This window comes from Xanthomonas sp. WHRI 7065 (genome assembly GCF_040203115.2).
GTDB classification, from domain to species: Bacteria; Pseudomonadota; Gammaproteobacteria; order Xanthomonadales; family Xanthomonadaceae; genus Xanthomonas; species Xanthomonas arboricola.
This window is the reverse complement of sequence record NZ_CP168194.1, coordinates 2,806,845-2,832,303: the sequence shown is the minus strand read 5'-3', so window position 1 is coordinate 2,832,303 and position 25,459 is coordinate 2,806,845. Positions and strand designations below refer to the sequence as shown.

Annotated in this window: 25 protein-coding genes; 8 read left to right on the top strand and 17 right to left on the bottom strand. The window is 67.2% G+C overall.

Translation table 11 applies throughout. The features are described from left to right. Positions 1-6: 6 nt before the first annotated feature. Both cydB and ABQY64_RS11890 read right to left on the bottom strand, forming a co-directional pair. A complete protein-coding gene (gene cydB / locus ABQY64_RS11895; protein ID WP_179465731.1) occupies positions 7-1,158 on the bottom strand; it encodes a cytochrome d ubiquinol oxidase subunit II in 1,152 nt (383 codons plus the stop codon). Between the two features lie 16 nt (positions 1,159-1,174). Beyond that, complete coding sequence (locus ABQY64_RS11890; protein ID WP_349779362.1) at positions 1,175-2,797, bottom strand: cytochrome ubiquinol oxidase subunit I; 1,623 nt, start codon at positions 2,795-2,797, stop codon at positions 1,175-1,177. A gap of 148 nt (positions 2,798-2,945) precedes the next feature. Here ABQY64_RS11890 and cydD point away from each other — a divergent pair, with 148 nt between their 5' ends. Together cydD and cydC are read left to right on the top strand one after the other, a co-directional pair. Beyond that, the gene (cydD, locus tag ABQY64_RS11885) at positions 2,946-4,691 is read left to right on the top strand and encodes a thiol reductant ABC exporter subunit CydD (RefSeq protein ID WP_349779363.1); all 1,746 of its coding nucleotides are present in this window, start codon (positions 2,946-2,948) and stop codon (positions 4,689-4,691) included. Further along, entirely contained in the window at positions 4,688-6,364 is a 1,677-nt protein-coding gene (gene cydC, locus ABQY64_RS11880; RefSeq protein WP_349779364.1) for a thiol reductant ABC exporter subunit CydC, read from the top strand. The genes cydD and cydC overlap by 4 nt, the downstream gene beginning before the upstream one ends. 57 nt (positions 6,365-6,421) lie before the next feature. Here cydC and ABQY64_RS11875 read toward each other — a convergent pair whose 3' ends face one another. The 11 genes from ABQY64_RS11875 to ccmA all read right to left on the bottom strand — a co-directional run bounded on the left by ABQY64_RS11875 (position 6,422) and on the right by ccmA (position 15,352). Continuing rightward, on the bottom strand, positions 6,422-6,751 hold the full coding sequence (locus tag ABQY64_RS11875; protein WP_349779365.1) for a DUF1294 domain-containing protein: 330 nt from the start codon (positions 6,749-6,751) through the stop codon (positions 6,422-6,424). Positions 6,752-6,837: 86 nt separating this feature from the next. Next, entirely contained in the window at positions 6,838-8,040 is a 1,203-nt protein-coding gene (locus ABQY64_RS11870; RefSeq protein ID WP_104559590.1) for a homoserine O-acetyltransferase, read from the bottom strand. Positions 8,041-8,386: 346 nt separating this feature from the next. Further along, the gene (locus tag ABQY64_RS11865; protein WP_349779366.1) at positions 8,387-9,400 is read right to left on the bottom strand and encodes a tetratricopeptide repeat protein; all 1,014 of its coding nucleotides are present in this window, start codon (positions 9,398-9,400) and stop codon (positions 8,387-8,389) included. Then, entirely contained in the window at positions 9,400-9,834 is a 435-nt protein-coding gene (locus ABQY64_RS11860; protein ID WP_167705447.1) for a cytochrome c-type biogenesis protein, read from the bottom strand. The genes ABQY64_RS11865 and ABQY64_RS11860 overlap by 1 nt, the downstream gene beginning before the upstream one ends. Continuing rightward, positions 9,831-10,433, bottom strand: a complete 603-nt coding sequence (locus ABQY64_RS11855; protein WP_024939984.1) for a DsbE family thiol:disulfide interchange protein — start codon at positions 10,431-10,433, stop codon at positions 9,831-9,833. The genes ABQY64_RS11860 and ABQY64_RS11855 overlap by 4 nt, the downstream gene beginning before the upstream one ends. Further along, positions 10,426-12,363, bottom strand: coding sequence for a heme lyase CcmF/NrfE family subunit (locus ABQY64_RS11850; RefSeq protein ID WP_349779367.1), 1,938 nt, complete (start codon positions 12,361-12,363; stop codon positions 10,426-10,428). The genes ABQY64_RS11855 and ABQY64_RS11850 overlap by 8 nt, the downstream gene beginning before the upstream one ends. Positions 12,364-12,534: 171 nt before the next feature. Beyond that, positions 12,535-13,005, bottom strand: coding sequence for a cytochrome c maturation protein CcmE (ccmE, locus tag ABQY64_RS11845; RefSeq protein ID WP_039515161.1), 471 nt, complete (start codon positions 13,003-13,005; stop codon positions 12,535-12,537). Further along, on the bottom strand, positions 13,002-13,172 hold the full coding sequence (locus ABQY64_RS11840) for a heme exporter protein CcmD (protein WP_047125263.1): 171 nt from the start codon (positions 13,170-13,172) through the stop codon (positions 13,002-13,004). The genes ccmE and ABQY64_RS11840 overlap by 4 nt, the downstream gene beginning before the upstream one ends. Further along, the gene (gene ccmC, locus ABQY64_RS11835) at positions 13,169-13,921 is read right to left on the bottom strand and encodes a heme ABC transporter permease CcmC (protein WP_039521825.1); all 753 of its coding nucleotides are present in this window, start codon (positions 13,919-13,921) and stop codon (positions 13,169-13,171) included. The genes ABQY64_RS11840 and ccmC overlap by 4 nt, the downstream gene beginning before the upstream one ends. Positions 13,922-14,015: 94 nt before the next feature. Further along, the gene (gene ccmB, locus ABQY64_RS11830; RefSeq protein WP_349779368.1) at positions 14,016-14,711 is read right to left on the bottom strand and encodes a heme exporter protein CcmB; all 696 of its coding nucleotides are present in this window, start codon (positions 14,709-14,711) and stop codon (positions 14,016-14,018) included. Then, positions 14,708-15,352 (bottom strand): heme ABC exporter ATP-binding protein CcmA, encoded by a 645-nt coding sequence (gene ccmA, locus ABQY64_RS11825; protein WP_024939979.1) that lies wholly within the window; start codon positions 15,350-15,352, stop codon positions 14,708-14,710. The genes ccmB and ccmA overlap by 4 nt, the downstream gene beginning before the upstream one ends. 198 nt (positions 15,353-15,550) lie before the next feature. Between ccmA and ABQY64_RS11820 the strand changes: the two genes are divergently transcribed. Both ABQY64_RS11820 and ABQY64_RS11815 read left to right on the top strand, forming a co-directional pair. After that, positions 15,551-16,699 carry a pyridoxal phosphate-dependent aminotransferase gene (locus tag ABQY64_RS11820; protein WP_349779369.1) on the top strand — a complete coding sequence of 383 codons (1,149 nt, stop codon included), beginning with the start codon at positions 15,551-15,553 and terminating at the stop codon, positions 16,697-16,699. Between the two features lie 148 nt (positions 16,700-16,847). Further along, positions 16,848-17,669 (top strand): amidohydrolase, encoded by an 822-nt coding sequence (locus ABQY64_RS11815; RefSeq protein ID WP_349779370.1) that lies wholly within the window; start codon positions 16,848-16,850, stop codon positions 17,667-17,669. Positions 17,670-17,777: 108 nt separating this feature from the next. Here the strand turns inward: ABQY64_RS11815 and ABQY64_RS11810 are convergent, their stop codons facing one another. Then, positions 17,778-18,548 carry a glutaminyl-peptide cyclotransferase gene (locus ABQY64_RS11810; protein WP_349779371.1) on the bottom strand — a complete coding sequence of 257 codons (771 nt, stop codon included), beginning with the start codon at positions 18,546-18,548 and terminating at the stop codon, positions 17,778-17,780. 165 nt (positions 18,549-18,713) lie between these two features. Here ABQY64_RS11810 and ABQY64_RS11805 point away from each other — a divergent pair, with 165 nt between their 5' ends. Continuing rightward, positions 18,714-19,151, top strand: coding sequence for a hypothetical protein (locus ABQY64_RS11805; RefSeq protein ID WP_016904973.1), 438 nt, complete (start codon positions 18,714-18,716; stop codon positions 19,149-19,151). Between the two features lie 201 nt (positions 19,152-19,352). Here ABQY64_RS11805 and ABQY64_RS11800 read toward each other — a convergent pair whose 3' ends face one another. Genes ABQY64_RS11800 through ABQY64_RS11790 form a run of 3 tightly spaced genes read right to left on the bottom strand, consistent with a single transcriptional unit; the run spans position 19,353 to position 23,116 of the window. After that, positions 19,353-20,981: a pseudouridine synthase gene (locus ABQY64_RS11800; RefSeq protein WP_349779372.1), complete on the bottom strand. Its 1,629-nt coding sequence runs from the start codon at positions 20,979-20,981 to the stop codon at positions 19,353-19,355. Continuing rightward, positions 20,974-22,233, bottom strand: coding sequence for an SMC-Scp complex subunit ScpB (scpB, locus tag ABQY64_RS11795; RefSeq protein WP_349779373.1), 1,260 nt, complete (start codon positions 22,231-22,233; stop codon positions 20,974-20,976). Before scpB ends, ABQY64_RS11800 begins: the two co-directional genes overlap by 8 nt. After that, the gene (locus tag ABQY64_RS11790; protein ID WP_016904542.1) at positions 22,211-23,116 is read right to left on the bottom strand and encodes a ScpA family protein; all 906 of its coding nucleotides are present in this window, start codon (positions 23,114-23,116) and stop codon (positions 22,211-22,213) included. Before ABQY64_RS11790 ends, scpB begins: the two co-directional genes overlap by 23 nt. A gap of 350 nt (positions 23,117-23,466) precedes the next feature. Between ABQY64_RS11790 and ABQY64_RS11785 the strand changes: the two genes are divergently transcribed. The 3 genes from ABQY64_RS11785 (at position 23,467) to ABQY64_RS11775 (ending at position 25,383) form a co-directional block, all read left to right on the top strand. Further along, positions 23,467-23,766: a YciI family protein gene (locus ABQY64_RS11785; RefSeq protein ID WP_016904541.1), complete on the top strand. Its 300-nt coding sequence runs from the start codon at positions 23,467-23,469 to the stop codon at positions 23,764-23,766. Next, complete coding sequence (locus ABQY64_RS11780; RefSeq protein ID WP_039515138.1) at positions 23,763-24,032, top strand: BolA family transcriptional regulator; 270 nt, start codon at positions 23,763-23,765, stop codon at positions 24,030-24,032. Before ABQY64_RS11785 ends, ABQY64_RS11780 begins: the two co-directional genes overlap by 4 nt. Positions 24,033-24,360: 328 nt before the next feature. Continuing rightward, a complete protein-coding gene (locus ABQY64_RS11775; RefSeq protein ID WP_349779374.1) occupies positions 24,361-25,383 on the top strand; it encodes a LacI family DNA-binding transcriptional regulator in 1,023 nt (340 codons plus the stop codon). Positions 25,384-25,459: the final 76 nt, after the last annotated feature.

Here is a 25,459-nt window from a genome sequence, read left to right as displayed (position 1 = left end):
GCATGCTCAGTAGGCGTTTGGATTGGCCGCGAGTTCGTCGGCGGTGACCTTGCCCTTGAGCACGCGATAGACCCAGCTTGTGTAGGCCAGCACGATCGGCATGAACAGCGTGGTCGCCAGCAGCATGATCCACAGCGTCAGGCGGCTGCTGGAGGCATCCCACAGCGTCAGGCTTGCGCTCGGTGCGGTAGACGAGGGCAACAGGAACGGGAACAACGCAAAGCCGACGGTAAAGACGATGCCGACGATGGCGCAACCCGAGGCGATGAACGCCAGGCCGCCGCGACGCACACGCAACAGCAGCGCATTCATCGCCAGCCCGACCAGGCCAACCAGCGGTGCCATCAATGTGGCCGGCATGCTGCTGTAGTTGTGCAGCCAGCCGCCGGCCGCGGTGAGTGCGGCGGTCTTGCCGAGCGGATTGGTCGGCGCATCGGTGGCCAATAGCGAAGTCACTGCATAGCCCGGCAGACCCAGCGCCACCCATGCACCGGCGGCGGCAAACAACGCCACCGCGCAGAGCGCGGCAATGCTGCCGAAACGCGCCGCACGCTCGGCCACCGGTCCGTCGGTCTTCAGTACCAGCATCGCCGCGCCGTGCGCCATCAACATCGCCACGCTGAGCAGGCCGGCGAGCAGCGCGAACGGCGTCAGCAGCCCGAACAGGTTGCCGGTATAGAACGTGCGCATGCTGGCGTCGAAGTGGAACGGCACACCGAGCAGCACATTGCCGACCGCCACGCCCATGATCAGCGCCGGAATGCAGCCGCCGACGAACAACGCCCAGTCCCAGTTGCTGCGCCAGCGCTGGTCGGCCAGCTTGCCGCGGAACTTGAACCCGACCGGGCGCAGGATCAGTGCGAACAGGATCAGGAACATCGCCAGATAGAACCCGGAAAAACTCACCGCATACAACGGCGGGAATGCGGCGAAGATCGCGCCGCCGCCCAGGATCAACCAGACCTGGCTGCCTTCCCAGACCGGGCCGATGGTGTTGATCACCAGCCGGCGTTCGGCATCGTTGCGGGCCACCAGCGGCAGCAGGGTGCTGACGCCCAGATCGAAGCCGCCCATCACCGCGTAGCCGGACAGCAATACGCCGAGCAACAGCCACCAGATCACGCGCAATGTGGTGTAGTCGAGCAAGATGAAATCCATGGTTGTCTCTCCTGGCTTACGGTGCGCCGCCGGCCAGTGCGCCGGTGCTCAATGGGGCGTCGGGTGAGGACGCGTGGGGCGAGCTACTGTGTGGCGACGGGGTGCGTTGGCTCGGTGGAAACAGCGCATCCGGGCCCTTGCGGATGGTCTTCAGCGACAGCTTGATCGCGATCACCAGCAGCGTGGTGTATAGCGCGGTGAAGCCGACCAGGGTCAACACGATTTCATACAGATCCAGTCCCGAGGCGGCGTAGAAGGTGGGCAGCACGCCTTCCACCGCCCATGGCTGGCGGCCGTACTCGGCCACGAACCAGCCGCACTCGATCGCGATCCACGGCAGCGGCAGGCTCCACAGCGCCAGGGTCAGGAACCAGCGTTTTTCCTGGAAGTTGTGCTTGCAGGCGAACCAGAACGCGATGGCGAAGAAGGCGATCAGGTAGATGCCGATGGCGGCCATGATGCGGAAGGTCCAGAACAGCGGCAGCACCCGCGGCACGGTGTCCATCGCGGCCTGGGCGATCTGCTGCGGCGTGGCATTGCCGATATCGTCGCGATAACGCTTGAGCAGCAGGCCATGGCCCAGATCCTGCCAATGCGCATCGAAGACCTTGCGCGCTTCGGCATCGTCCTTGTTGGCGCGGATGCGTTCCAGCGCGCCGTGCGCGATCTGGCCGCCGCGGATGCGATGCTCGGCACGGCCGACCAGTTCCAGGATGCCGGGGATCGGCTGGTCCAGCGAACGTGTGGCGATCAAGCCCATCAGGTACGGGATCTTGACCGCGTAGTCGTTGCGATGGGTCTGCTGGTTGGGAATGCCGAATGCGGTGAAGTCGGCCGGCGCGGCTTCGGTTTCCCACATCGCCTCGATCGCCGCCAGCTTCATCTTCTGGTGTTCGTTGGCGGCATAGCCGCTCTCGTCGCCGAGCACCACCACCGACAGCGAGGACAACAGGCCGAACGCGGCAGCCACCGCGAACGAACGCCGCGCCATCTCCACATGGGTGCCGCGCAGCAGATAGAACGCGCTGATCGCCATCACGAACACCGCGCCGAGCACGTAGCCGGCGCTGACGGTGTGCACGAACTTGGCCTGTGCCACCGGGTTGAACAGCACCGCCATGAAATCGACCACTTCCATGCGCATGGTGTCCGGGTTGAACACCGCGCCAGTCGGGTTCTGCATCCAGCCGTTGGCGATCAGGATCCACAGTGCCGAGAAGTTGCTGCCCAGCGCCACCAGCCAGGTGGTGGCCAGGTGCTGCACCTTGCTCAGCCGGTTCCAGCCGAGAAAGAACAGGCCCAGGAAAGTCGCTTCCAGAAAGAACGCCATCAGCCCTTCGATCGCCAGCGGCGCACCGAAGATGTCGCCGACGTAATGGCTGTAGTACGACCAGTTCATGCCGAACTCGAATTCCATCACGATGCCGGTGCCCACGCCCATGGCGAAGTTGATGCCGAACAGCACGCCCCAGAACATGGTCATGCGCCTCCAGATGTCCTTGCCGGTCATCACATAGACGCTCTCCATGATGCCGAGCAGGAACGACAAGCCCATGGTCAGCGGCGGAAAGATGAAGTGGTACATCGCGGTGACTGCGAACTGCAGCCGCGACAGTTCAACAACTGTCGAGTCGATCATGGCGGGTGGGCCTGGTTGGGTGTCGATGAAGGAATGCAGCCGATCATCTGCGCTTGCCGCGACACGCGCGTTGATCCAGATCAATGCCGCGGCGGGCGGGTGCGGCACAATGCGCAGCCCGTAGCGGGAAGTGGCGACTTACAATCGCTTGCAACACAATGTCTTCCTTGAGAGCGATGTGAGCCAGCCCAGCGTGCGAGCCAGCGAAACGCCAGCCCAGCGCCGTCAACGCGGCCAATGGCTGGATGCACTGGCGGCCCCGGCCACGCGTGCGCGGCGTTTGGCCGGCGTGGCGGTGGCGGTGTCGGGCGTGCTGCTGCTGGCGCAGGCGGCGGCGATCGCGTGGTTGCTGCAGGCGGTGCTGGTGCAGCATCTGGCGCTGGCGCAATTGCGCGACGTGGGGGCGGGGCTGGTCTGTGCGCTGGTCGGGCGCGCGCTGCTCAATGCCTGGGCGCAGTCGCTGACCGGCGAGGTGGCCGATGTAGCCAGGCGCGAACTGCGTGCCCGCATCGCGCGCCGCCTGGTGCAGCACGGGCCGGTGTGGCTGCGCCGGCAGCGCAGCGGCGAACTGGGCGAATTGAGCCTGGCGCATACCGATGCGCTGGAGGGCTACTTCGTCGGCTACCAGCTCGCACGCACCGAGATGCTGCTGGTGCCGCCGCTGATCCTGATCGCGGTGTTTTCGGTCGACTGGGTGGTGGGCCTGGTGCTGCTGCTGACCGCACCGCTGATTCCGTTCTTCATGATGCTGGTGGGTTGGGGCGCCGAAGCCGCCGGGCGCGACCAGCTGCGCGAACTGGCACGCATGGGCGGGCACTTTGCCGATCGCCTCAAGGGCCTGGGCCTGCTGCGCGTGTATGGCCGCGGCGAGGCCGAGTTGAGCGGCATTGCCGCGGCGGCCGAAGGCGTGCGCGAGCGTTCGCTCAAGGTGCTGCGCATCGCCTTCCTGTCGTCTACGGTTCTGGAATTCTTCGCCTCGGTGAGCGTGGCGATCGTGGCGCTGTACTTCGGCCTGACCTATCTGGGCATGCTGGATCTGCACGGCTTGCCGACGCTGGGCGCGGGCATGTTTTGCCTGCTGCTGGCGCCGGAATTCTTTGCGCCGTTGCGGCGGCTGGCGGCGCATTACCACGACCGTGCCAACGCGCTGGCGGCGGTGGCCGAAGCCGAGCGCCTGCTGGAAGGATTCGCACCGCCATCGGCAACGCCACCGGTGACGGTGCCGCCCTTGCGCGCACTGGAACCGGCGCAGGCGCACGCCCCGCTGCTGCAGGCGCGCGATCTTGCGCTACGGCCGCCGGGCGCGCCGCACACGGTGGTCGCGCATTTTTCGCTGACCTTGCAGCCCGGGCAGCGCGTGGCGGTGATCGGTGCCAGCGGCAGCGGCAAGAGCACCTTGCTGGAGGGCCTGGCCGGCTGGCTGGTGCCGGAGGCCGGCAGCGTGGTGCTGCGGCCGGGGACCCGCATCGGCTATGCCACGCAGCGGCCGTATCTGTTTCACGGCAGCATCGCCGACAACCTGCGCCTGGCCGATCCGCAGGCCGGCGCTGCGCGCCTGCACGCGGTGGCCGACGCCGGACAGGTGCTGCGCTTTGCCGCGCAGCTGCCTGCGGGCCTGGACACGCAGATCGGCGAACGCGGCTTCGGGCTGTCCGGTGGCGAAGCACGGCGTGTGGCCCTGGCGCGGCTGTTGCTGCGCGAGCCGGACCTGTTGCTGCTGGACGAACCCACTGCCTTCCTCGATCCGGACACCGAAGCGGAGTTGCTGCGCACCTTGGGTGTGTTCGCACGCGGTCGCGCGGTGGTGCTGGCCACGCACAGCGCGGCGGTGATGCGCTGGGCCGATACGGTGATCGACCTGCGCGGCGCCACTGTCACCGCGGAGCTGCCATGAACGGCACACAGCCCGACCGTCTGCGCGATGTGTTTCGCCGGCATGCCTGGCGGCTGCTGTTGTCGGCGCTGTTGGTGCTGGTCACCATGCTGGCTGGCGTGGGCCTGCTCGGCGTGTCCGGCAGTTTCCTGACCGCCGCCGCCTTGGCCGGTGTCGCCGGCATGGGCAGCGGCTTCAACTTCTTTTCGCCCTCGGCCGGCATTCGCGCGCTGACCTTTGCGCGCATCGTTTCGCGTTATGGCGAAAAATTGATCGGCCACGACGCCACGCTGCGCATCGCCCGCGATCTGCGCGTGTGGTTCTTCCGCCGCGCGTTGCCGCTGGCGCCGGGCCGCCTGTCGGCCACGCGCACCGGCGATCTGCTGGCGCGGTTGATGTCCGACATCGGCGAGGTCGATGGCGTGAGCGTGCGCGCGCTGGCGCCGTTGAGCGCATTGCTCGGCATCTGGGTGGCCGGCGTGGTGGCAGCGGCGCTGATCTATCCACCGGCTGGCGTGTTGCTGGTGGTGCTGGGCGTGGTCATCGGCGGCGTGGTGCCGTGGCAGGTGGCGCGCGGCGGTGCGCAGCGCGAACAGCTGCGCGCCCGGCAACGTACCGCCTTGCGCACGCAGGCGTTCGAGGGCCTGGAAGGTGCGGCCGATCTCGCTGCGGTGGATGCGCAAGGTGCCTGGCTGCATCAGGTCGATGCAACAGCGGCGGCGGTGGTCGATGGCGATCGCCTGCAACGCCGTCGCCTGATCGGCGGCAATCTGCTGCATGCGGTCTGCGGCGGTATCGGTCTGGCCGGCATGTTGTGGCTTGGGTTGAGCGCGGCAGAACGCGGACTGATTGCTGCGGAAATGGCGGCCGGGCTGGTGTTCCTGACCATGGCACTGCTGGAGGTCTGGGCTGGCGCCGGGGTCGCCTTGCAGGCGCTGCAGAGCGCGCGCGTTGCGGCCAGGCGCTTGCAGTCCATCGTCGACCAGGCGCCGTCGGTCGTCGATCCGTCGCAGCCAGTGGATGCGCCACGCAGCGGCACGCTGCGCCTGCAACATGTCAGTTTTGCGTGGCCGGGCAGCGGACGCCCGCTGCTGCAGGCGCTCGATCTGAGCCTGGCGCCTGGCGAGCGCATCGCCATCAGCGGCGACAGCGGCAGCGGCAAGAGCAGCTTGTCCGCAGTGCTGTTGCGGCTGTGGGACCCGCAGGCCGGGCAGGTGACCTACGCCGATATCGACCTGCGCCACTTCGTGCAGGCGCAATGGCATCAACGCATCGCCTGGCTGCCGCAGAATGCCCCGGTGTTTGCCGGCACGGTGCGCGACAACCTGCTCATCGGCGACGCCGGCGCAAGCGATGCGGCCATGTGGCGGGTGCTGGACCAAGTGCGTCTGCGCGCCTGGGCCACCGCGCAGAACGGTCTGGACACCTGGGTCGGCGAAAACGGCGCCACGCTCTCGGCCGGCCAGGCACGCCGGCTGGCGCTGGCGCGCGCCTTGCTGCGCGAGGCGCCGATCCTGCTGCTGGACGAACCCACCGACGGCCTGGATGTGGATACCGCACACGCCTTGCTGCTGGATCTATCTGCCGCGCTGGGCGAACGCAGCCTGGTGATGATCACCCACGACAGCATCCCCGATGGCGTGGTGCAGCGGCGTTATCGCCTGCGGGCCGGTGCGCTGGAGCCGTTGGCCTGAGGATGCTGTTGCCGGTTTGCACTGACCGGTTGTGCGCATGTATCACGCAGGCGCCGCTCACCCCAGCAATGCGTGGAGTGCTGGCATCAGCGCAGGTTGGCGGCATGCCCAATACAAGGCAATGATATTTACCACGACAGTGATCCAGAACCGCGGCTGGAAGGCTGCCTTGCTGGATTTATGCCGGAACAGCGCCTGCGCCAGCAACGCGCCCGGCCAGCCGCCGAGCAGTGCGATGAGGTGCAGGGTGGCTTCTGGTGTGCGTTGCCGGCCGCGTCGGGCCGCGCTCTTGTCGAGCCGGTAGACCAGCATCGCCAGCATGCTTGCAGCCGCGTACCACAGCGCTAGCAGCGCCGGCAGGCGACCTGCAACCACCATCGCGGTCATTCCGATCAGGAACAGCAGCGCCAGCGTCTTGCGCGGCAGGCTCTGCTGCTGGGACGTGCCACGCCGCCGTTGCGCAGGTCTGGAAATCAGCAAGCGTCCAGGAAGTTGCGTACCGCCGGCCCGAAGCGTGCGAAATCGACCAGGAAGGCATCGTGACCTTGTGGCGAATCCAGCCCGATAAAGTGTGCCTCGGCACCGCCAGCGCGCAGGCCTTCGGCGATCTGTTCCTGTTGCTGCACGGGGAACAGGATGTCGGTGTTGGCGCCGATCGCCAGCGCCCGCGCGATGCGGATCTGCGCCAGGCCGGCCAGGACCGTGGCGTCGGTCGAGATGCCTGTATTCGGCCTGGCGGCGACAGCAGTGTCGTCGGCTTGCGTGCCATCGACAGGCGCGTCGATGGCCGGGCTGTTGTCGACATACTCGGCCAGATCGAACCAATCCATCGAGCGGCTCAGATACAGATAGCAGTTGGGATCGAAGAAGCGCACGAAGCGGCGCGCATGGCCTTCCAGATAACTTTCGACCTGGAATTCCAGGCCGAACGGATCGTCGGCGGCCTGTTCGGAATCCAGCCGCACGCGGCCGAAGCGGCCATCCCATTCCAGTGCCGAGCGGTAAGTGATCACGCCGAGCTTGCGCGCCATGCGCATGCCCGATTCCGGGTAACGCGTGTCGTCGTAATGGCCGCCGTTCCAGTGCGGGTCCAGGCGGATGGCTTCGCGCTGCAGCGAGCGGATCGCGATCGAGAACGGCAGCGCCTGCGCACTGCCGGAGATATTGATATGGCTGCGCGCGATGCCGGGGTGGCGCAGCAACAAGGCCAGTGCGGTCATGCCGCCCATCGAGTTGCCGATCAGGCAGGCCAGTTGTTCGATGCCCAACGCGCGCACCACGTCGGCTGCGGCATCGGCCACATCTTCGATCGACAGTTCCGGGAAACCCAGGCGATACAGCGTGCCGGTGGCAGGGTCGATTGACGCCGGGCCGGTCGAGCCCTTGCAGCTGCCCAACGAATTGACGCAGACCACGAACCAGCGTTCGGTATCGATTGGCTTGCCAGCCCCGACCATCGCTTCCCACCAGCCCGGCTCGGGATTGGCCTGATTTGCCGCGGCATGCGCATTCGGCGACAGGCCGGTGACGATCAACACCGCATTGCTGTGATCGGCTGCCAGCGTGCCCCAGGTTTCGTAGGCGACACGCGCCTGCATCAGCACGCCACCGCGCTTCATCGGAAACGGCGAGGGCAGCGCGTGGAACAGCGTGCCGGGAGGAATGAATTCAGTCATGCGGCAATTCTATCTGCCATGGCAGGTGCCGGGGTGCAGGATGGGATTCGGGAATGGGGATTCGGGAATTGGGAATCGGTTGAGTCGTTGCTCTGTGTGATGCCACTCTGCAGAGCGGCGGATCTGTGGTTTGGTTGCAGGGCCCTTGCCCGCCCACCATCGCAGGACACGCCGCAAGTACGTCCGTGTAGGCTCTTACGCGGCATCCATGCCGCGTAAGGTCCCGCGACGGTAGGCGGACAAGGACCAGTGGAGATGGTCGGTGTGCGTGGTTTTCAAAACCACAGCCGACTCACTCTGGTGCGGCGTCATGGTTGATTGCGTCGCGTCGACACGTGGTTGCCAATCAGCGACCGATCACCAGCTCCACCGGCGCGGCAGTGGGCAGTTCCACCATCACCGGCACGCTTTCGACATCGTCGGCCTGGCGCATTGCGTTGCCGCTGCGCGATAGCCGTGCCAGCACCTGCACGGTGTCCAGCGACGACAGCCGGCGCGTCGGCATCGGGCTGTCGCCGTCGTCCAGGGTGATGGTCAACGGCAGCTCGCTTAGTGCGTGTTTTTCCACCGCCACCGGCATCGGAGTGTCGGCGGCGCGCGCAATCACGAAGACGCTGGTGTCGCCCGGCAATCCGGTGCGTTTGGCGAACTCAGCATCCAGCGTCACGCGTACCTGAATGCGTTTGCCGCTGGCTGCATCGGCGGCAGGCGTAGCCGGCGTCTGGATCAGCGCCATCCTGGCTTCCTGGCGCGCGGCGTTGATCTGTTCCAGCAGGCCGGGGCGGGTAGAGGCATCCACCACGCGCAGCAACGGCTCCCAGGTCTCGCTGGCCTTGGCCGGTTCACCGGCCTGGCGCTGCACCACGCCCAGGAACCAGCGTGCGCGTTGATGGTCCGGTTGCACCGCCAGGGCATGTTCCAGCAGGCGCATGGCCTGCGGATCCGGGCGCCCGCTGTCGTCGGCGAGCATGCGCGACTGTGCGGCAGCTACCAGCACATCCGGCTCGTCCGGACGCAGCGCGACCGCGCGCGCAAATGCATCGCGCGCTTCGGCGAATTTCTGTTGGCTGGACAGCGAGCGTCCCAGCAATACCCAGCCTTCGGCCTGATCGGGATTGCGCGCCAGTGCAGCGCGCAGTTGCACGATGGCTTCATCCAGCGAGCGTGGCGTGGCCGGCCGCTCGGCCGGCGCTTGAATCGCGCTCGGCGTGCCGACCAGCCAGTACAGCGCCGTGCTCGCCGCCAGCAGCAACACCGCGATGCTGGCGGTCAGCCCGCGCGCCTCGCGCCACAGCGGCCGCAGCGCCACGCCGAAGACGAGCAGGGCCAGGACCACCAGCGCAATGACGAAGCCGACCATCACCACTCCTGCTCATCGGCGGGCAGGGCGGGCGCAGCCACGCTGCGTCGGCGCACCAGCAACACAATGGCGCCAGCGCCCAGCAGCAACACCAGCAGCGGGCCGAACCACAGCAGCCAGGTGCGCGATTCCACGCGCGGGCGGTACAGCACGAACTCGCCATAACGCGCGACCAGGAACTGGCGGATCTGCGCATCGCTGCGGCCTTTGTGCATCAGCGCCAGTACTTCGCGGCGCAGATCCTGGGCGATCTGCGCATTGGAGTCGGCCAGCGACTGGTTCTGGCACTGCACGCAGCGCAGCTCGGCGGTGAGCGTATGGAAGCGTGCCTCTTCCTCGGCCGAGGCATAGCGCAGCGGCGCCGGGTCGCCGACCGGCTGGGCCAGCGCCAGCCAGGGCAACAGCAGCAGCGTCAGCAGCCAGGCGCGCATCATTGCTTGGCGTGCAGGTCCGGTGCGGCACTGGGCGAGCGCTCGATCTTGCTCAGCACCGGAATCAGCTGCGTGTCAATGATGGATTGGGTGAGCATGCCGCTGTACTTCCAGCGCACCACGCCGCGCCCGTCGACCAGAAAGGTCTCCGGTGCCGCAGCGATGCCGAAGTCGATCGCGGTCCGGCCGTCTTTGTCGGCGACCACCAGCAGGTAGGGGTTGCCCAGCTGTTCGAGCCAGCGCAGCGCATCGTTGCGCTCGTCCTTCCAGTTGTAGCCGATCACGCGCACGCGCTTGGTCAGCGCAAAGCGGCTCAGCACCGGGTGCTCCTCGCGGCAGGCCGGGCACCAGCTGCCCCACACGTTGATGATGTACGGCGCGCCGCGCAGTTCGCGCGCATGCACCACGATGCTGGGGTCGTGCAGCAGCGGCAGCGCGAACTCCGGCGCCGGCTTGCCGATCAGCGCAGAGGGCAGGGCATCGCGATCGTCCTGACCGGAGCGCACCACCGCATAGACCAGCAGCGCTGCCAGCGCGAGCAGCAGCACGATGGCACCCACCAGAACCGCAGTGGGCAGGCGGGGTGAACGTGACTCAACCATCTTGGATCTCCGGAGAACGACGAAAACGCCGGTCGGCCGCGGTGACCAGGCCGCCAAGCGCCATCAGCAGCGCCCCCAGCCAGATCCAGCGGACGAACGGTTTGAGGTGGACGCGGACCGCCCAGGCCTGGTTGCCCAGGGGTTCGCCAAGCGCGACATACAGGTCGCCGAACGGGCCGGGACGGATCGCCGCCTCGGTCAAGGTCTGCCCGCCGCTGGCGTAGCGGCGTTTTTCCGCATGCAGCAGGCCGACCGGCGCATCGTCCTTGAACACCTGCAGATTGGCACGGTCGGAGACGTAATTGGGCCCGCGCAGCTCTTCGACATTATCGAAGTGCAGCGCGTAGCGGCCGATCTGCATCTGCTGCCCGGGCGCAAGTGCGACCTCGCGCTGCAGGCTCAGTGATTCCACCAGCAACGCACCGGCCAGGAACACCGCCACGCCCAGGTGCGCCAGCAGCATGCCCAGCATTTCGGCGGTGAGCTTGCGGCCCTTGGCCGCGCGCCGCGTCCACAGGAAGCGCAGCGTACCCAGCAGCACCCAGGCCGCGCCGGCCACGCCGAGTGCCGCCTTCCACTGGCCCTGCGGCGCGGCGAACCAGGCCAGCACGCCTGCGGTAACCGCCAGGCCTGCCCACGGCGCGAGCATCGCCAGCGGACGCGAAGCCTGCTCGCGCTGCCAGCGGGTCAGCGGGCCGAACGGCAACAGCGCCACCAACGGCGCCATCAGCACCAGGAACAAGGTGCCGAAGTAGGGCGGCCCCACCGACAGCTTGCCCAGGCCCAAGGCGTCGGCCAGCAGCGGATACAGCGTGCCCAGCAACACCATCGCGCAGGCGCAAGCGAGCAGCAGGTTGTTCAATAGCAGCAAGGTTTCGCGCGAGCTGCCGGCGAATGCGCGGCGCGGGTCATCGACCAGCGACAGGCGCGGCGCACGCAACGCGTACAGCAGCAGCGAACCACCGACCACCGCCAGCAGGAACACCAGGATGAACAAGCCGCGCGACGGGTCGGCCGCAAACGCATGCACGCTGGTCAGCACGCCCGAGCGCACCAGGAAGGTGCCCAGCAACGACAACGAAAAGGCGGCGATCGCCAGCAGCAAGGTCCAGCTGGCGAAGCTGCCGCGCTTTTCGGTGACCGCCTGCGAATGCAGCAGCGCGGTGCCGACCAGCCATGGCATGAAACTGGCGTTTTCCACCGGGTCCCAGAACCACCAGCCGCCCCAGCCCAGTTCGTAATACGCCCACCAGCTGCCGAGCGCGATGCCGACGGTGAGCATGGCCCAGGCCACGTTGGTCCATGGCCGCGTCCAGCGCAGCCAGCGTGCATCCATGCGGCCTTCCAGCAACGCGGCGATGGCGAAGGCGAACGGCACCGCAAAGCCGACATAGCCGCAGTACAGCATCGGCGGATGGATGATCAGCCCCGGGTCCTGCAATAGCGGATTCAGGTCGGCGCCTTCCAGCGGCACCGGCAACAAGCGCGCGAACGGATTGGAGGTGAACAGCAGGAACGCCAGGAAGCCGATGCTGACCAGCGCCATCACCCCGAGCACGCGCGCCACCACCTGCGCGGGCAACTGCCGCGACCACAGCGCCACCGCCCCGGTCCACAGCGCCAGCACCAGCGTCCACAGCAATAATGAGCCTTCGTGCGCACCCCATACCGCCGAGTAGCGATACATCACTGGCAGCAGGCTGTTGGAATTCTCGGCGACATAGCGCACCGAAAAATCCTGCACCAGGAAGGCATGCGTCAGCAGCGCGAAGGCCGCTGCGATCAGGCCCAGCTGCAGCAACGCGGCCGGCCGCGCGACCGCCATCCAGCTGCTGCGCCCACGCTGCGCACCGGCCAGCGGCAGCGCGGCCTGCACCAGGGCCACCAGCAAGGCCAGAATCAGCAGGAAGGTGCCGAGCTCAGGCAGCATCGGGTTGGCGCGTTGGCGAGCATGCAGTGATACGAGGATTGCGGGCGCAGTGCAGAGGCGTCATCCCTGCCGCGTCTGCATGCGCCTGGCCAGGCATCGCGACATCGTCGGCCACGCAAGCAAGCTGCAAGCGATCACAGCGCAGCGAGGCGAACGTTTTGACCCCTGCCATCAACGCAGCGCTCCGGCCTGGTCTGCGGCCGCCGGCACGTCGTGCTTGCGGTGCGCGCTGCCCATCTTGTCGGCGACTTCCTTCGGCATATAGGTCTCGTCGTGCTTGGCCAGCACATCTTCGGCAACGAAGACGCCGTTCTGCATGCGCCCGGTCGCCACCACCGCCTGGCCTTCGCGAAACAGGTCCGGCAGGATGCGGTCGTAACGCACCGGCAACTGTGCATCGCCATCGGTGACCCGGAACTGCGCTTCCAGCGAACCGGACGCACGTTGGAACGAGCCTTTCTCCACCATGCCGCCGAGCCGGAAGCGCGCATGCTCGCCGGCGTCGCCGCGCAGCACTTCCGACGGTGTGTACAGATAAGCCACGTTGCGCTGCAGTGCCATCGCCACCAGCGCGGTCGCCAGGCCACCGGCCAGCACCAGCGCGATCACCAGCCAGATCCGGCGGCGCCGTTGCGGGTTCACCGGATCAGCTCCGCATCGCTGGGCACCGCGCGCTTGCGCTCGCGCAGATGCCGCGCCTGCGCGATCTTCGTCGCGCGGCGCAGCTGCCAGCGGCCGGCGATCAGGTCCCACAGCAGCACCAGCACGAATACCGCGTAGGCAGCGATGACGTAGGGCAGGTAGCTCATGCCGCGCCCTCCGGCGCATCGCGCACGATCCAGGCCTTGCCGGCCTCGCGGCGCAGGTTGTCGGCGCGCGCACGCGTCAGCAGCGAACCGGCGAACCAGAACTTGGTGCCGATCACCATCAGCCACAGCGGCAGCAGCATGCTGGCATCGATGCTGGAGGGGCCGAGCAGGCGAATGCTCTGGCCCTGATGCAGCGAGTTCCACCACACCACCGAATAGCGGATCACCGGCAGCAGCGCCACGCCGACGATCGCCAGCAAGGCGGCCGCGCGTGCGGCCTGACGGCGATCGTCGATGGCCTGGTACAGACCGATCACGCCCAGATACAGGAACAGCAGGATCAGCTCGGTGGTCAGGCGCGGGTCCCAATCCCACCAGGCGCCCCACATCGGCTTGCCCCAGATGCTGCCGGTCAGCAGGGTGATCACGGTGAACGCCGCGCCGATCGGCGCGCAGGCCATCGCCAGGATTTCGCAGATCTTGATGCGCCAGATCAGCGCGATCGCCGCGTACACCGCCATCAGCCCGAACACGAACAGGCTCATCCACGCGCTCGGCACATGGATATACAGAATGCGGAAGCTATCGCCCTGCTGGTAGTCGGCCGGGACCGCAAACAAGGCCTGCCAGATGCCCACGCCCAGCAACACCGCGGCCAGCGCGTAGCACCACGGCGCCCAGCGCGCAGTAAAACGGTCGAAGATCGGAGGCGAGGCGAGTTGGTGGAACCAGCGGGCGACGACGTTCATGCGATGGCAGCAGCCTTTGGAATGGCATTGGCTCTCGAAACAGCAACAACGCAATGAGTGGAGCGTCTTGTCGACAGCGCATCGACCGCAGGGCTCAACTCAAGGAAATCCGGATCGCGGCAGCCGCAGCCAGCGGTGCCAGCACCACGCCGATCACCAATCCGGCGCCCAGCAACAACAACGCACCCACCGCATCCTGCCCTTGTCCGCTGGCCGCGACACTGCCGGCACCGAACACCAGCACCGGCACATACAACGGCAACGCCAGCAACGCCACGAGAATACCAGAGCGTTTCATCGTCACCGTCAGTGCCGCAACCACGGCACCAAGCAGGCTCAGAAGCGGTGTGCCCAGCGCCAACGATGCCAGCAGCACCGGTAGTTGGTCATGTGGCAGGTGCAGCAATTCGCCCAGCAGCGGCGTCACCGCGATCAACGGCAGCGCGCTGGTCGCCCAGTGCAGCAGCACGCGCACCGCGATCAGCCACGCCAACGGCACCGGCGCCAGCAGCCATTGCTCCATCGAGCCATCTTCCACATCGCTGCGGAATAACGCATCCAGCGACAGCAGGCCGGCCAGCAGCACCGACAGCCACAGCACCGCCGGTGCGGCCTGCGCCAGCAGGTCCGGGCGACCGCCCAGGCCCAGCGCGAACAACACCACGATCAGCAGCGCGAACAGCGCCGGCTGCAAGGCATCGCTGCGACGGCGCCACAGCAGCTGCAGGTCGCGGCTGAGCAGCGCGCGCGCGGCCTGCCACAGCGAGGTTTGTGGCGAATGCAGGCTCATGCCGCCGCCTCCAGCGTGAGCATGCGCGTGCGCACCGGCGGCGCCGCATAGGCGCCGTGGGTGGTGACCAGCGCCGCGCCACCGCCGCGCAGGTGCGCGGAGATCATCCGGTTGACCAGGGTGATGCCGTCCAGGTCCAGGTTGGCGTAGGGCTCGTCCAGCAGCCACAGCGGGGCCGGCGACAACCACAGCCGCGCCAGCGCCAGACGCTTGCGCTGGCCGGCCGACAGCTGCCGTACCAATGCATCCTCGTAGCCGGCCAGACCGACGATGGCCAGCGCGCTGCCCGGCATCTGCTTGGCGCGGCGGCCATGCAGGCCGCACAAGAAATGCAGGTTCTCCAGCGTGCTGAGATCGGCCTTCAGCCCCGGCAAATGGCCCAGATAGGCCATGAAGCGGCTGCGGTCGCCGCGCCGCGCGGTCTTGCCGTCGATCTGGATCTGCCCGCGCTCCACATGCAGCAGCCCGGCCAGTACCCGCAGCAGCGTGGTCTTGCCGGCGCCGTTGTCGCCTTGCACCAGCAGCGCCTCGCCGGCATCGACATGGAAATCCAGCGGGCCGAACACCGGCTCCTCGTTGCGGCTGAAAGCCAGCGCGCGCGCCGCCAGCAGCGGTGGCGCAGTGTGCAGCGGTTCGATCATCGGCGCAGCGGGCTCCCGTCGCAGGACGGCATGGGGTGGGCGAGGCAGGGCGCGCATTGTAGCGACGATGGCGCGCTGCCGGGGGCGCGTTCGGCGGCGTGGTGTGTCCGGGAACGCTGTTTTGCATCGCCCGGGCGCAACCGCCTGGCGGCTTTGCGTACACTCGCGGTCCCCCCGTTTGTTGCCCGGACAGGCCCGATGCCCCTCACGACCAAGCTGCCCAAGGTGGGCACCACCATCTTCACCGTCATGTCGCAGCTGGCGGCCGAACACGGCGCGGTGAATCTGGGCCAGGGTTTTCCCGATTTCGCGGTGCCGCAGCGGCTGGTCGATGAACTGGCCAAGGCCATGGCGGCCGGCCACAACCAGTACCCGCCGATGACCGGCGTTGCGGCCTTGCGCCAGGCCATCGCCGGCAAGGCGCAGCGCTGTTACGGCGCGCAGGTCGATGCCGACAGCGAGATCACCGTCACCAGTGGGGCCACCGAGGCGATCTTCAACGCCATCCACGCGGTGGTGCGCGCAGGCGAGGAGGTCATCGTGCTGGACCCGGCCTACGACTGCTACGAGCCGGCGATCGACCTGGCCGGCGCGCGCGCCGTACACGTGGCGCTGGACCCGCAGACCTTCGCCATCGATTGGCCGGCGCTGCGCGCGGCGATCACGCCGAAAACGCGCCTGCTGATGATCAACTCGCCGCACAATCCCTCCGGCGCGATGCTCTCGGCCGACGACATGCAGACGCTGACCGAGCTGCTGCGCGGCAGCGACATCTTCCTGCTCTCGGACGAGGTGTACGAACACATCGTGTTCGACGGCCGCCGCCACGAATCGGTGTTGCGCTGGCCGGAACTGCGCGAGCGCGCGTTTGTGATTTCCAGCTTCGGCAAGACCTATCACTGCACCGGCTGGAAGATCGGCTACGCCATCGCGCCGCCGGCACTGAGCGCCGAGTTCCGCAAGGTGCACCAGTACAACACCTTCACCAGCTTCGGCCCGGCCCAGCACGCATTCGCCGCGATGATCCGCGACGAACCCGAACACGACGAACAACTCGGCGCGTTCTATCAGGCCAAGCGCGACCGTTTCCGCGAACAGTTGCTGACCACGCGCCTGACGCCGTTGCCGGTGCCCGGCGGCTATTTCCAGCTGGTCGACTATTCGGCGATCAGCGACCTGCCCGACACCGAGTTCGTGAAGTGGCTGACGGTGGAAAAGGGCGTGGCCGCGATCCCGCTGTCGCCGTTCTACCAGACCGCGCCGCAAGGGCAACGACTGGCGCGGCTGTGCTTCGCCAAGAGCGATGCGACGCTGGATGCGGCGATCGCGCGGTTGCAGCAGCTCTGAAGAGCTGGGAATCGGGAATGGGGATTCGGGAATCGTAAGAGCGGTTGGTCGCTTTTCGATCTGAATCTGCACTTGGCCCGATGACATAACGTGCTCACCAAACCGCTGTCCGATTCCCCATTCCCGACTCCCCATTCCCGAGCCTCCAATGCCCGACCTGCGCATCTCCCTGATCCAAGGCGACACCCGCTGGCATGACCCGGCCGGCAATCGCGACTATTACGGTGCGTTGCTGGAGCCGTTGGCCGGGCTGACCGATCTGGTGGTCCTGCCGGAGACCTTCACCAGCGGGTTCTCCAACGACGCCATCGACAAGGCCGAGGACATGGACGGGTCAACCGTGGCCTGGGTGCGTGCGCAGGCGGCGCGGCTGGGTGCGGCCGTCACCGGTAGCGTGCAATTGCGCACGCCCGAAGGCGTGTTCAACCGGCTGCTGTGGGCCACGCCGGACGGAGCGCTGCAGTATTACGACAAGCGCCATCTGTTTCGCTTCGGCAACGAGCACCTGCGCTACGCGGCCGGGCGCGATCGCCTGACGGTGGAGTGGAAGGGCTGGCGGATCAATCCGCAGGTCTGCTACGACCTGCGCTTTCCGGTGTTCTGCCGCAATCGTTTCGATGTCGAGCGGCCGGGCCAGCTGGATTTCGATCTGCAACTGTTCGTCGCCAACTGGCCGTCCGCGCGTGCCTATGCATGGAAGACGCTGCTGCGCGCACGCGCGATCGAGAACCTGTGTTTTGTCGCGGCGGTCAACCGCGTTGGCGTCGACGGCAATCAGCTGCACTACGCCGGCGACAGCGCCGTGATCGATTTCCTCGGCCAGCCGCAGGTGGAAATCCGCGAGCAGCCGCAGGTGGTCACCACCACCCTCAGCGCTGCCGCCCTGGCCGAACACCGCGCACGCTTCCCGGCGATGCTGGATGCGGATGGCTTTGTGATTAGGGATTCGGGATTAGGGATTCGGGATTAGGGATTAGGGATTAGGGATTAGGGATTAGCGATTGGTGCAAAGCAGGAAAGGCTCAGCTATCCGTTTGCCCGCTGTTGCGAATCCCCAATCCCGAATCCCCAATCCCCGCTACTCACCCAACTTGATCTCGTAGATCTTCGGCCACCGCTTGCCGGTGACGAACAGGCGATCTTGCTCGGCGTCGTAGGCGATGCCGTTGAGCACATCGTTGCTAGGGTCGCTCAGGGTGTCGGCGTCCGGCACCAGCGCCTTCAAGTCGATCCAGGCGATCACCTTGCCGCTGGCCGGGTCGATACGTGCGATGCGGGTGGTCAGCCAGACGTTCGCCAACAACTCGCCGTTGACCCATTCCAGCTCGTTGAGATTGTCCAGCGCCTTGCCGCGTGCAGTGACCTTGATGCTGCCGACCTGCTGCAGCGTCTGCGGATCCAGCCGTCGAATATTGGCGGTGCCATCGCTCATGTACAGGCTGCTGTCGTCACGGGTCAGCGCCCAGCCCTCGCCGGAATAACTGAACTGCGTGCGCGGCGTCAGCGTGGCCAGGTCGTAGACAAACCCGCGCTGGTTGCGCCAGGTCAGCTGGATCAGGCGGTCGTGCCAGGCCACGATGCCTTCGCCGAAAAACGGCGCCGGTGTCGAGGCCTGCTGCAGGACGCGGCCGGTCTCCAGCTCGACCTTGCGCACGCTGGACTGGCCCAGTTCGCCGGTGCTTTCGTACAGGTAGCCGTCGAGATAGAACAGGCCTTCGGTAAAGGCGGCGGTGTCGTGCGGATAGGTGCGCACGACGGTATAGCCCTGGGTCGGGATGGTCTCGCTGCAGTGGGCGAGGGTGGGCAGCAGCAGGGCGGCGAAGAGCAGGCTGTAGGCGGTGCGTTGCATGCCGCAATCATCCCATGCCGCCGTCGCAGACTGTGGCGGCGCAGGCCGCCTGCCGGCGAAATAATGATTCGCTGAACGGTCGCATGCGCGGTGCCGGCATGTTGTCGCGGCTGCCACATCGGCGCTGCTAGGCTCGGCGCCACGTTCACCAACCGGAATGCCCGCATGATCAAGTCCCTTTCCCTCTTCGCGCTGCTGGGCGCCGCAACGCTTGCACCGCAGGCGCAGGCCGCCGGCAATATCGACTGCCAGCTGTCGTTCAACCTGTCGGGTTGGTCGGTGTTCTACAAGACCGCCAGCGGCACCGGCACCATCAAGTGCGACAACGGCGCGGTGATCCCGGTCAAGATCTCCAGCAAGGGCGGCGGCCTGACCGTCGGCAAGTCCAAGATCGTCGGCGGCCGCGGCACCTTCTCCGGCGCCTACAGCCTCAATGATCTGTTCGGCACCTACGCGGCGGCCGAAGCGCATGCCGGCGTGGTCAAGTCCAGCACGGCACAGGTGGTCACCAAGGGCGACATTTCACTGGCCCTGGCCGGCACCGGCGAGGGCGTCGATCTGGGCGTAGCGGTGGGCAACTTCGTCATCGAGCGTCGCAAGTAAGACGCTGCGCGGTGCAGCGCAGGCGTCGCCAATGGTCGACACCTGCGTAGACGCACAGCGCCCCCAAACAGTGGGCCCTGCGCTGTTGCTGTACGAACTCGGTGTTACTGCTGTTTCCAGCAACTGCGATGCCGGGAGCGACGGAAATACCAATAAAAAACGGCCCTTTGCAGGGCCGTTTTTTATTGCGCGTGCCGCAGCTTAGCGGCCGCGATTACCGCCACCGCCTGGCGGGCGACGATTGCCGCCACCCGGGGGACGACCACCCGGGCCGCCCGGTCCACGCGACGCGCCGCCCGGACCACCCGGACCGCGATTGCCACCGGGGCCACCCGCGCGTGCGCCGGTCGGGCGACCGGCCGCCGGACGTGCCGCGCCATACGGGCTGAAACCCGGGTTGGCGTGATCGGACGGAAAGCTCGGCGCATTGCCCGGATGACCGTACGGGTGCTTGCGCTGACCCTGGCCCTGACCCTGCGACTGGCCCTGTCCGCCACCGGCGCCGCCACGCCCCGCGCCGCCTGCGCCGGGACGGGCATTGCCCGCGCCGCCACCTGGACGTGCGCCGCCCGGACCCTTCTTCGCGTACGGGCGTGCCTGGCCGGTGCCGGGGCCGCTGGGGCCGGCATTGCGGTGGCCGCTCGGCCCGGTGCTCACGCCATCGGGCACGTACCAGCTGCGGAACGCGGCCGGGTTGCCGTCCGGCAGGGCGCGGTCGCCCTTGCCGGGAGCGCGCTGCTTGAACGGGCGCTGCTGCGACTGCTTGGCCGCCGCTTCGCCGCTGACGGTGAGGCCACCGCGGAAACCGCCTGGCTTGCCACGGCCACGGCCGCCGCGATCTTCACGCAGGTTGTCGAAGCGACGCAGTTCGCGGCCTTCGTCGGCGCCGGAGGTCTGGCCATTGACGTAGGCATTGCTGCGGCCATCGCGCGAGACGTGCACGGTGGACTTGGCGGCGCGGCGCTGGCCGATCACCGGCTGCAGCGTCAGCGCCGACGGCGCGCCTTCTTCCAGCTTGAGTTCGGCGCGCAGGCTGTCGACCTTGTCCTGCGCCACTTCGATCGACTGCCCACGCAGCAGTTCGCGCGGCAGCGAGATCTTGCCGTAGCGGCTGCGCTTGAGGCGACTGACCTGGCAGCCCTGCGACTCCCACAGGCGACGCACTTCGCGGTTGCGGCCTTCCTTGACCACCACGCGGAACCAGTCGTGCGAGTCGGTGCCGCCGATGCGTTCGATCTCGTCGAACTTGGCGCCGCCGTCTTCCAGCAGCACGCCGCGCGACAGGCGCTCGATGATGGCGTCGGAGACCTTGTCCTCGCCTTCCGGCGCACGCACGCGCACCACATATTCGCGCTCGACCTCGTAGGAGGGGTGCATCATCGCGTTGGCCAGCTCACCGTCGGTGGTCAGCAGCAGCAGGCCGGTGGTGTTGATGTCCAGGCGGCCGATGGCGATCCAGCGCGAGCCTTTCAGTGCCGGCAGCGACTCGAACACGGTCGGGCGGCCTTCGGGGTCTTCGCGCGTGGTCACTTCGCCTTCGGGTTTGTTGTAGATCAGCACGCGCGAGGGTTCGGTCAGCGCGCTGGCCACGAAACTGCGGCCATCCAGCTCGATCTTGTCGCCGCTGCGCACCGACATACCGGTCTGCGCGACGGCGCCATTGACCTTGATCAGGCCATCGGCAATGCGTTGCTCCAGCGCGCGGCGCGACCCCAGGCCGGCCTGGGCCAGCACCTTGTGCAGGCGCTCTTCCAGCTTGGGCGCTTCGGGCGCGCTGTCGCGCTTGAGGGAAAGCTTGTTCAACGACAGCTTGCGGGGGGTGTCACTCATGTGTCTGGCTCCGGCCGACGCGTTCTGGGTCGGCCTCTGGGTCGGAATCGGCTTCGTCAACAGCCACGGTCGTCGTCGCGACGGCGTTGTCTTCGTCTTCGTTCACTGCATCCGCGCGCGTTCCCGGCGCGGTGTCGGGGTCGCCCTCACGGGCGTCATCTGGGTCCAACGGGTTTAGGTCCTGCGCCGAGGCATGCTCGGGGTGTTGCGGTGTGTCGTTACTTGATTCATCGGCGCTGGCGTGGTCATCGACCGCGTCGGCGTGGTGTTCGATTTCGTCGTCGACTGCAGTGCCTGGGCTGGCGGTCTGGTCGCTGTCGTCTACATCAATATCGGCATCGCCATCGGCATCAACGGCCAGCTCGGTATCGGCATCGACGTGCATTGCATCGTCGCTGTCGCTGGTTGCATCGGTGGTGCTGTCCGATACCGGCAGCATATCCTCGGCATCGCGGTGTTCCTGCGCGGCGTCGCCCGGGTCGGCGTCCACGTCAGCGCCAACATCCGCCGCCGCGTCAGTCCGGGCGGCAATCGCCGCATCGGCGCCGGCGCCGTCTGCATCCGCCATATCCGGGTCTGGATCTGTATCCGGACCCGCTTCAGCATGCTCTGCACCCATCGCCGCCGACGCCGGCACCGCGCCATCCAGTTGGCCGTCGCGGTCCAGCGGCAACTGCGGCTCCAGCTCGGCAATGTCCTTCAACTCAGACAATGGCGGCAGCTCGTCCAATCGCTTGAGCCCGAAGTAATCCAGAAAGCCCTTGGTGGTGCCGAACAGGGCCGGCTTGCCGGGCACGTCGCGGTGGCCGACCACGCGGATCCACTCGCGTTCTTCCAGCGCCTGGATGATGTTGCTGCTGACCGCCACGCCGCGCACCTGCTCGATCTCGCCGCGGGTGATCGGCTGCCGGTAGGCGATCAGCGCCAGGGTTTCCAGCGTGGCGCGGGTGTACTTGGTGCGGCGCTCGGTCCACAGCCGGGCGACCCAGCCATGCACGTCCGCCTTGACCTGGAAGCGGAAGCCCGAGGCCACCTCGACCAGCTCCACGCCGCGCTCGGCGCAGCCGTCGCGCAGCAGTTCCAGCGCGCGCTCGACGCTGCCGGGCGGCGCCGGTTCTTCTTCCGGAAACACGCCCTGCAGCTGCGCCAGCGTCAGCGGCTGGCTACTCGCCAGCAGGGCGGCTTCGATAATGCGGGTGATCAACGCTTGATCCATTCGGTGATCGGCTTCAGAGAGGTTCGTTGGCGGCATCGCTGTCGTCGAATTCGCTGGAGAATTGCAGCGGCGCATTGGTATTGCCCAAGGCCAGCGACTTCACGTAGATCGGCGCCAGCGGCGCCTCCTGCACGATGTCCAGCAATTGCTCCTTGGCCAGTTCGAGCAGCGCCAGGAAGGTGACCAGTACGCCGAGCTTGCCTTCTTCGGTCGTGAACAGCGATTCGAAGCGATAGAACCTGCCATCGTCCAGGCGGCTCAGCACATCGCCCATGCGCTGGCGCACACTCAGCGCCTCGCGCTTGATCGCATGGCCGGTGAACAGCTCGGCGCGTTTGAGCACGTCGTACAGCGCCATCAGCATTTCTTTCAGTTCCACCGGCGGCGGCAGCTTGACCGCGGCGCGCTCGGGCAGATGCGCCTGCACCGGCGCGCTGTCGCGGCCCATGCGCGGCAGGGTGTCCAGATCCTCGGCAGCCTGCTTGAAGCGTTCGTATTCCTGCAGCCGGCGCACCAGCTCGGCGCGCGGATCGTTTTCTTCGCCTTCCTCGCTGGGCGGGCGCGGCAACAGCATGCGCGACTTGATCTCGGCCAGGATCGCGGCCATCACCAGATATTCCGCCGCCAGTTCGAAGCGCAGCTCCTGCATTACGTTGATGTAATCCACGTACTGCCGGGTGATCTCGGCGACGGGGATATCCAGGATGTCCAGATTCTGGCGGCGGATCAGATACAGCAGCAGGTCCAGCGGACCTTCGAAGGCATCCAGGATGACTTCCAGCGCGTCCGGCGGAATATACAGATCCTGCGGGATCTGCAGCACCGGTTGCCCATGCACCACCGCCAGCGGCATTTCCTGCTGCTGTGGCGGCGCGCTCGTGGCTGGCGGATTCGCGTCGTGCGCGAGTTCGGAATTCATCAGGTCGACATCGGGTCTTACGGTCGCCGGCCGCGGTCTGAGCCGCGCCTGCAGGGCTTTGCCTTGAGTTATTGCGATCAATGTCGTGCCCGTGCCGGCACGATCCTACAAATCCACATACAACGTGCGCCGCGTGGCATGCGGCGACGGAACAGCGAGGAGGTCGTCTACGCGGGTCGGCGGTGGGCAGCGAATCGGTCGTCGAGGAGGCGTGGGGCCTGGGCCGACGGGCCGCTGCGTCCGATTGCGTGTGCAGTGGTGGCAAGGGTAATGCGTGCGCGGGGGCGGTGTCCAGCGCCGAGGCGGCTAGAATCCCGAGGCTGTTCTTCACGTCTTGGGCGAGGTGGCCTATGTGGTACGTAATCGAGGGGTATGACCGGGCCGACGCACTGGCAGCCCGGCAGCAGGCGCGACCGGCGCATCTGGCCCGTTTGCAGGCGCTGGCGGCGGCAGGTCGCCTGCTGGTGGCGGGCCCATGCCCGGCGATCGATGCCGAGGATCCGGGCCCGGCCGGTTTCAGCGGCAGCGTGGTCATCGCCGAATTCGACGCGCTCGACGACGCCCGCGCCTGGGCCGATGCCGATCCGTATGTCGAGGCGGGTGTCTACGTGCGCACCGAGGTCCGCCCGTTCCGCCGGGTGCTGCCATGAGCCGGGTCGAGCGGATCCGCACCGCGCTGCAGTCGGCGCTGGCGCCGACCGAACTGGAGGTGGTGGACGACAGCCATCGCCACGCCGGGCATGCCGGCGCGCGCGACGGGCGTGGGCATTTCAATGTGCGCGTGGTCAGCGCCGCCTTTGCCGGCAAGCCGCCGCTGGCGCGGCACCGCGCGGTGTATGCCGCGGTCGGCGAGATGATGCAGACCGATATCCATGCACTGTCGATCGAGGCGATAGCGCCGGGCGAGGCGGGGTAACCAGGCCAACCAAGCCGTCGTCATAGGAGCGCACCCGGGCGCGACAGGCCTTACCGATAGCGCCGTCGCGCCCGGGTGCGCTCCTACGGGGGCGACCGCTCCTACGCAGCGGACCAAACTGCCCCAACTGTGATCGCCGTCGGCCTGCATACGTGGACATATGGGCGGTATTTGTTGCGTCGCAACACATTGCTTCACGTATTCATCACTTGCAGATGCTTGATCTGTAAGCGTTTTCACGGGCGTGAAGACAGGGGTTTACGCCTTCGTATGAAAACGCTTACAGTCCGCGCCAGTTTTGGGAACTCGGTCGCGGAGGGCGACACGAATGGCCAAGGGTGCGGTCACCATCAAAGATGTCGCCAGGGAAGCACAGGTCTCCGTTGCAACGGTGTCGCGTGCGCTCAACGGGCATGACAACGTCGCCGGGCCGGTGCGCCAGCTGGTGCAGGACGTGGCCGCGCGGTTGCGCTACAGCCCGCATGCAGCAGCCCGCAGCCTCAGCAGCCGACGCACCCAGACCTTGGGCGTGGTGCTGCCGGACCTGTATGGCGAATTCTTTTCCGAGCTGATCCGCGGGATCGATGGTGCGGCGCGCGCCGCCGGCCAGCATCTGCTGGTGTCCAGTTACCACGGCGACCCGGAGGCGCAGGGCAGGGCACTGCAGTCCATGCGCGGTCGCGTGGATGGTTTGCTGGTGCTGTCGCCGTACGCCGAGCAGCCCGGGTTCCTCACCGACAACCTGCCGCAGGCGCTGCCCACGGTATTGATCAACGCGCACGTTCCTGGCGATGCCTATCCGGTGCTGAGCATCGACGACCATGCCGGCGCAATGGCGATGACCGAACATCTGTTGTCGGCCGGACATCGACGCATCGCCTTCATCGGCGGGCCGGCGCTGAATTTCGATGCGCGCGAACGCCTGCGCGGTTTCCGCGATGCCATCGCCGCCTACGGCGATACCGCGCAGGGCATCGAATTCCCCGGCGATTTCGACGAGGCCTCCGGCCACCGCGCCGGGCAGGCGATGCTGGCGGGCGGCGCGCTGCCCGACGCGGTGTTCGCCGCCAACGACATGACCGCGCTGGGTTGCCTGTACGCGTTTGCCCAGGCCGATGTCTCGGTGCCCGGCGATGTGGCACTGGCCGGCTTCGACGATATTCCGCTGGCCCGTTTCGTCCACCCGGCGCTGACCACGATGCGGGTCAGCATCGCGCGGCTGGGCGAGCAGGCGATCTCCCGGCTGATGCGGCTGGTGGACCAGCCCGGCCGCGATGACGGCATCCGCCAACTGCTCACGCCCGAGCTGGTGATCCGCGCCTCCTGCGGCGCCGGCGAGTCTGGCCCCTGAGGTTTCCTGCCCGCTGACCCTTTTCGCGGACGTTCTGTCCGCTCCCGCTGCCCCCCGCAGCGGTCGTTCCTGCAAG

What these genes read in the sequence shown, in the direction of transcription:
- ABQY64_RS11815 (WP_349779370.1), top strand. Translation starts at nt 16,848, where the DNA reads ATGCCCGACCTGCGCATCTCCCTGATCCAAGGCGACACCCGCTGGCAT.
- ABQY64_RS11800 (WP_349779372.1), bottom strand. Translation starts at nt 20,981, where the DNA reads ATGAGTGACACCCCCCGCAAGCTGTCGTTGAACAAGCTTTCCCTCAAG.
- ccmC (WP_039521825.1), bottom strand. Translation starts at nt 13,921, where the DNA reads ATGAACGTCGTCGCCCGCTGGTTCCACCAACTCGCCTCGCCTCCGATC.
- ABQY64_RS11855 (WP_024939984.1), bottom strand. Translation starts at nt 10,433, where the DNA reads ATGGTTGAGTCACGTTCACCCCGCCTGCCCACTGCGGTTCTGGTGGGT.
- ABQY64_RS11840 (WP_047125263.1), bottom strand. Translation starts at nt 13,172, where the DNA reads ATGAGCTACCTGCCCTACGTCATCGCTGCCTACGCGGTATTCGTGCTG.
- ABQY64_RS11790 (WP_016904542.1), bottom strand. Translation starts at nt 23,116, where the DNA reads ATGAATTCCGAACTCGCGCACGACGCGAATCCGCCAGCCACGAGCGCG.
- ABQY64_RS11805 (WP_016904973.1), top strand. Translation starts at nt 18,714, where the DNA reads ATGATCAAGTCCCTTTCCCTCTTCGCGCTGCTGGGCGCCGCAACGCTT.
- ABQY64_RS11785 (WP_016904541.1), top strand. Translation starts at nt 23,467, where the DNA reads ATGTGGTACGTAATCGAGGGGTATGACCGGGCCGACGCACTGGCAGCC.
- ccmA (WP_024939979.1), bottom strand. Translation starts at nt 15,352, where the DNA reads ATGATCGAACCGCTGCACACTGCGCCACCGCTGCTGGCGGCGCGCGCG.
- ABQY64_RS11875 (WP_349779365.1), bottom strand. Translation starts at nt 6,751, where the DNA reads ATGACCGCGATGGTGGTTGCAGGTCGCCTGCCGGCGCTGCTAGCGCTG.
- ABQY64_RS11890 (WP_349779362.1), bottom strand. Translation starts at nt 2,797, where the DNA reads ATGATCGACTCGACAGTTGTTGAACTGTCGCGGCTGCAGTTCGCAGTC.
- cydC (WP_349779364.1), top strand. Translation starts at nt 4,688, where the DNA reads ATGAACGGCACACAGCCCGACCGTCTGCGCGATGTGTTTCGCCGGCAT.
- cydB (WP_179465731.1), bottom strand. Translation starts at nt 1,158, where the DNA reads ATGGATTTCATCTTGCTCGACTACACCACATTGCGCGTGATCTGGTGG.
- ABQY64_RS11820 (WP_349779369.1), top strand. Translation starts at nt 15,551, where the DNA reads ATGCCCCTCACGACCAAGCTGCCCAAGGTGGGCACCACCATCTTCACC.
- ABQY64_RS11865 (WP_349779366.1), bottom strand. Translation starts at nt 9,400, where the DNA reads ATGGTCGGCTTCGTCATTGCGCTGGTGGTCCTGGCCCTGCTCGTCTTC.
- ABQY64_RS11775 (WP_349779374.1), top strand. Translation starts at nt 24,361, where the DNA reads ATGGCCAAGGGTGCGGTCACCATCAAAGATGTCGCCAGGGAAGCACAG.
- ABQY64_RS11860 (WP_167705447.1), bottom strand. Translation starts at nt 9,834, where the DNA reads ATGATGCGCGCCTGGCTGCTGACGCTGCTGCTGTTGCCCTGGCTGGCG.
- ABQY64_RS11850 (WP_349779367.1), bottom strand. Translation starts at nt 12,363, where the DNA reads ATGCTGCCTGAGCTCGGCACCTTCCTGCTGATTCTGGCCTTGCTGGTG.
- scpB (WP_349779373.1), bottom strand. Translation starts at nt 22,233, where the DNA reads ATGCCGCCAACGAACCTCTCTGAAGCCGATCACCGAATGGATCAAGCG.
- ABQY64_RS11870 (WP_104559590.1), bottom strand. Translation starts at nt 8,040, where the DNA reads ATGACTGAATTCATTCCTCCCGGCACGCTGTTCCACGCGCTGCCCTCG.
- ABQY64_RS11780 (WP_039515138.1), top strand. Translation starts at nt 23,763, where the DNA reads ATGAGCCGGGTCGAGCGGATCCGCACCGCGCTGCAGTCGGCGCTGGCG.
- ccmB (WP_349779368.1), bottom strand. Translation starts at nt 14,711, where the DNA reads ATGAGCCTGCATTCGCCACAAACCTCGCTGTGGCAGGCCGCGCGCGCG.
- ABQY64_RS11810 (WP_349779371.1), bottom strand. Translation starts at nt 18,548, where the DNA reads ATGCAACGCACCGCCTACAGCCTGCTCTTCGCCGCCCTGCTGCTGCCC.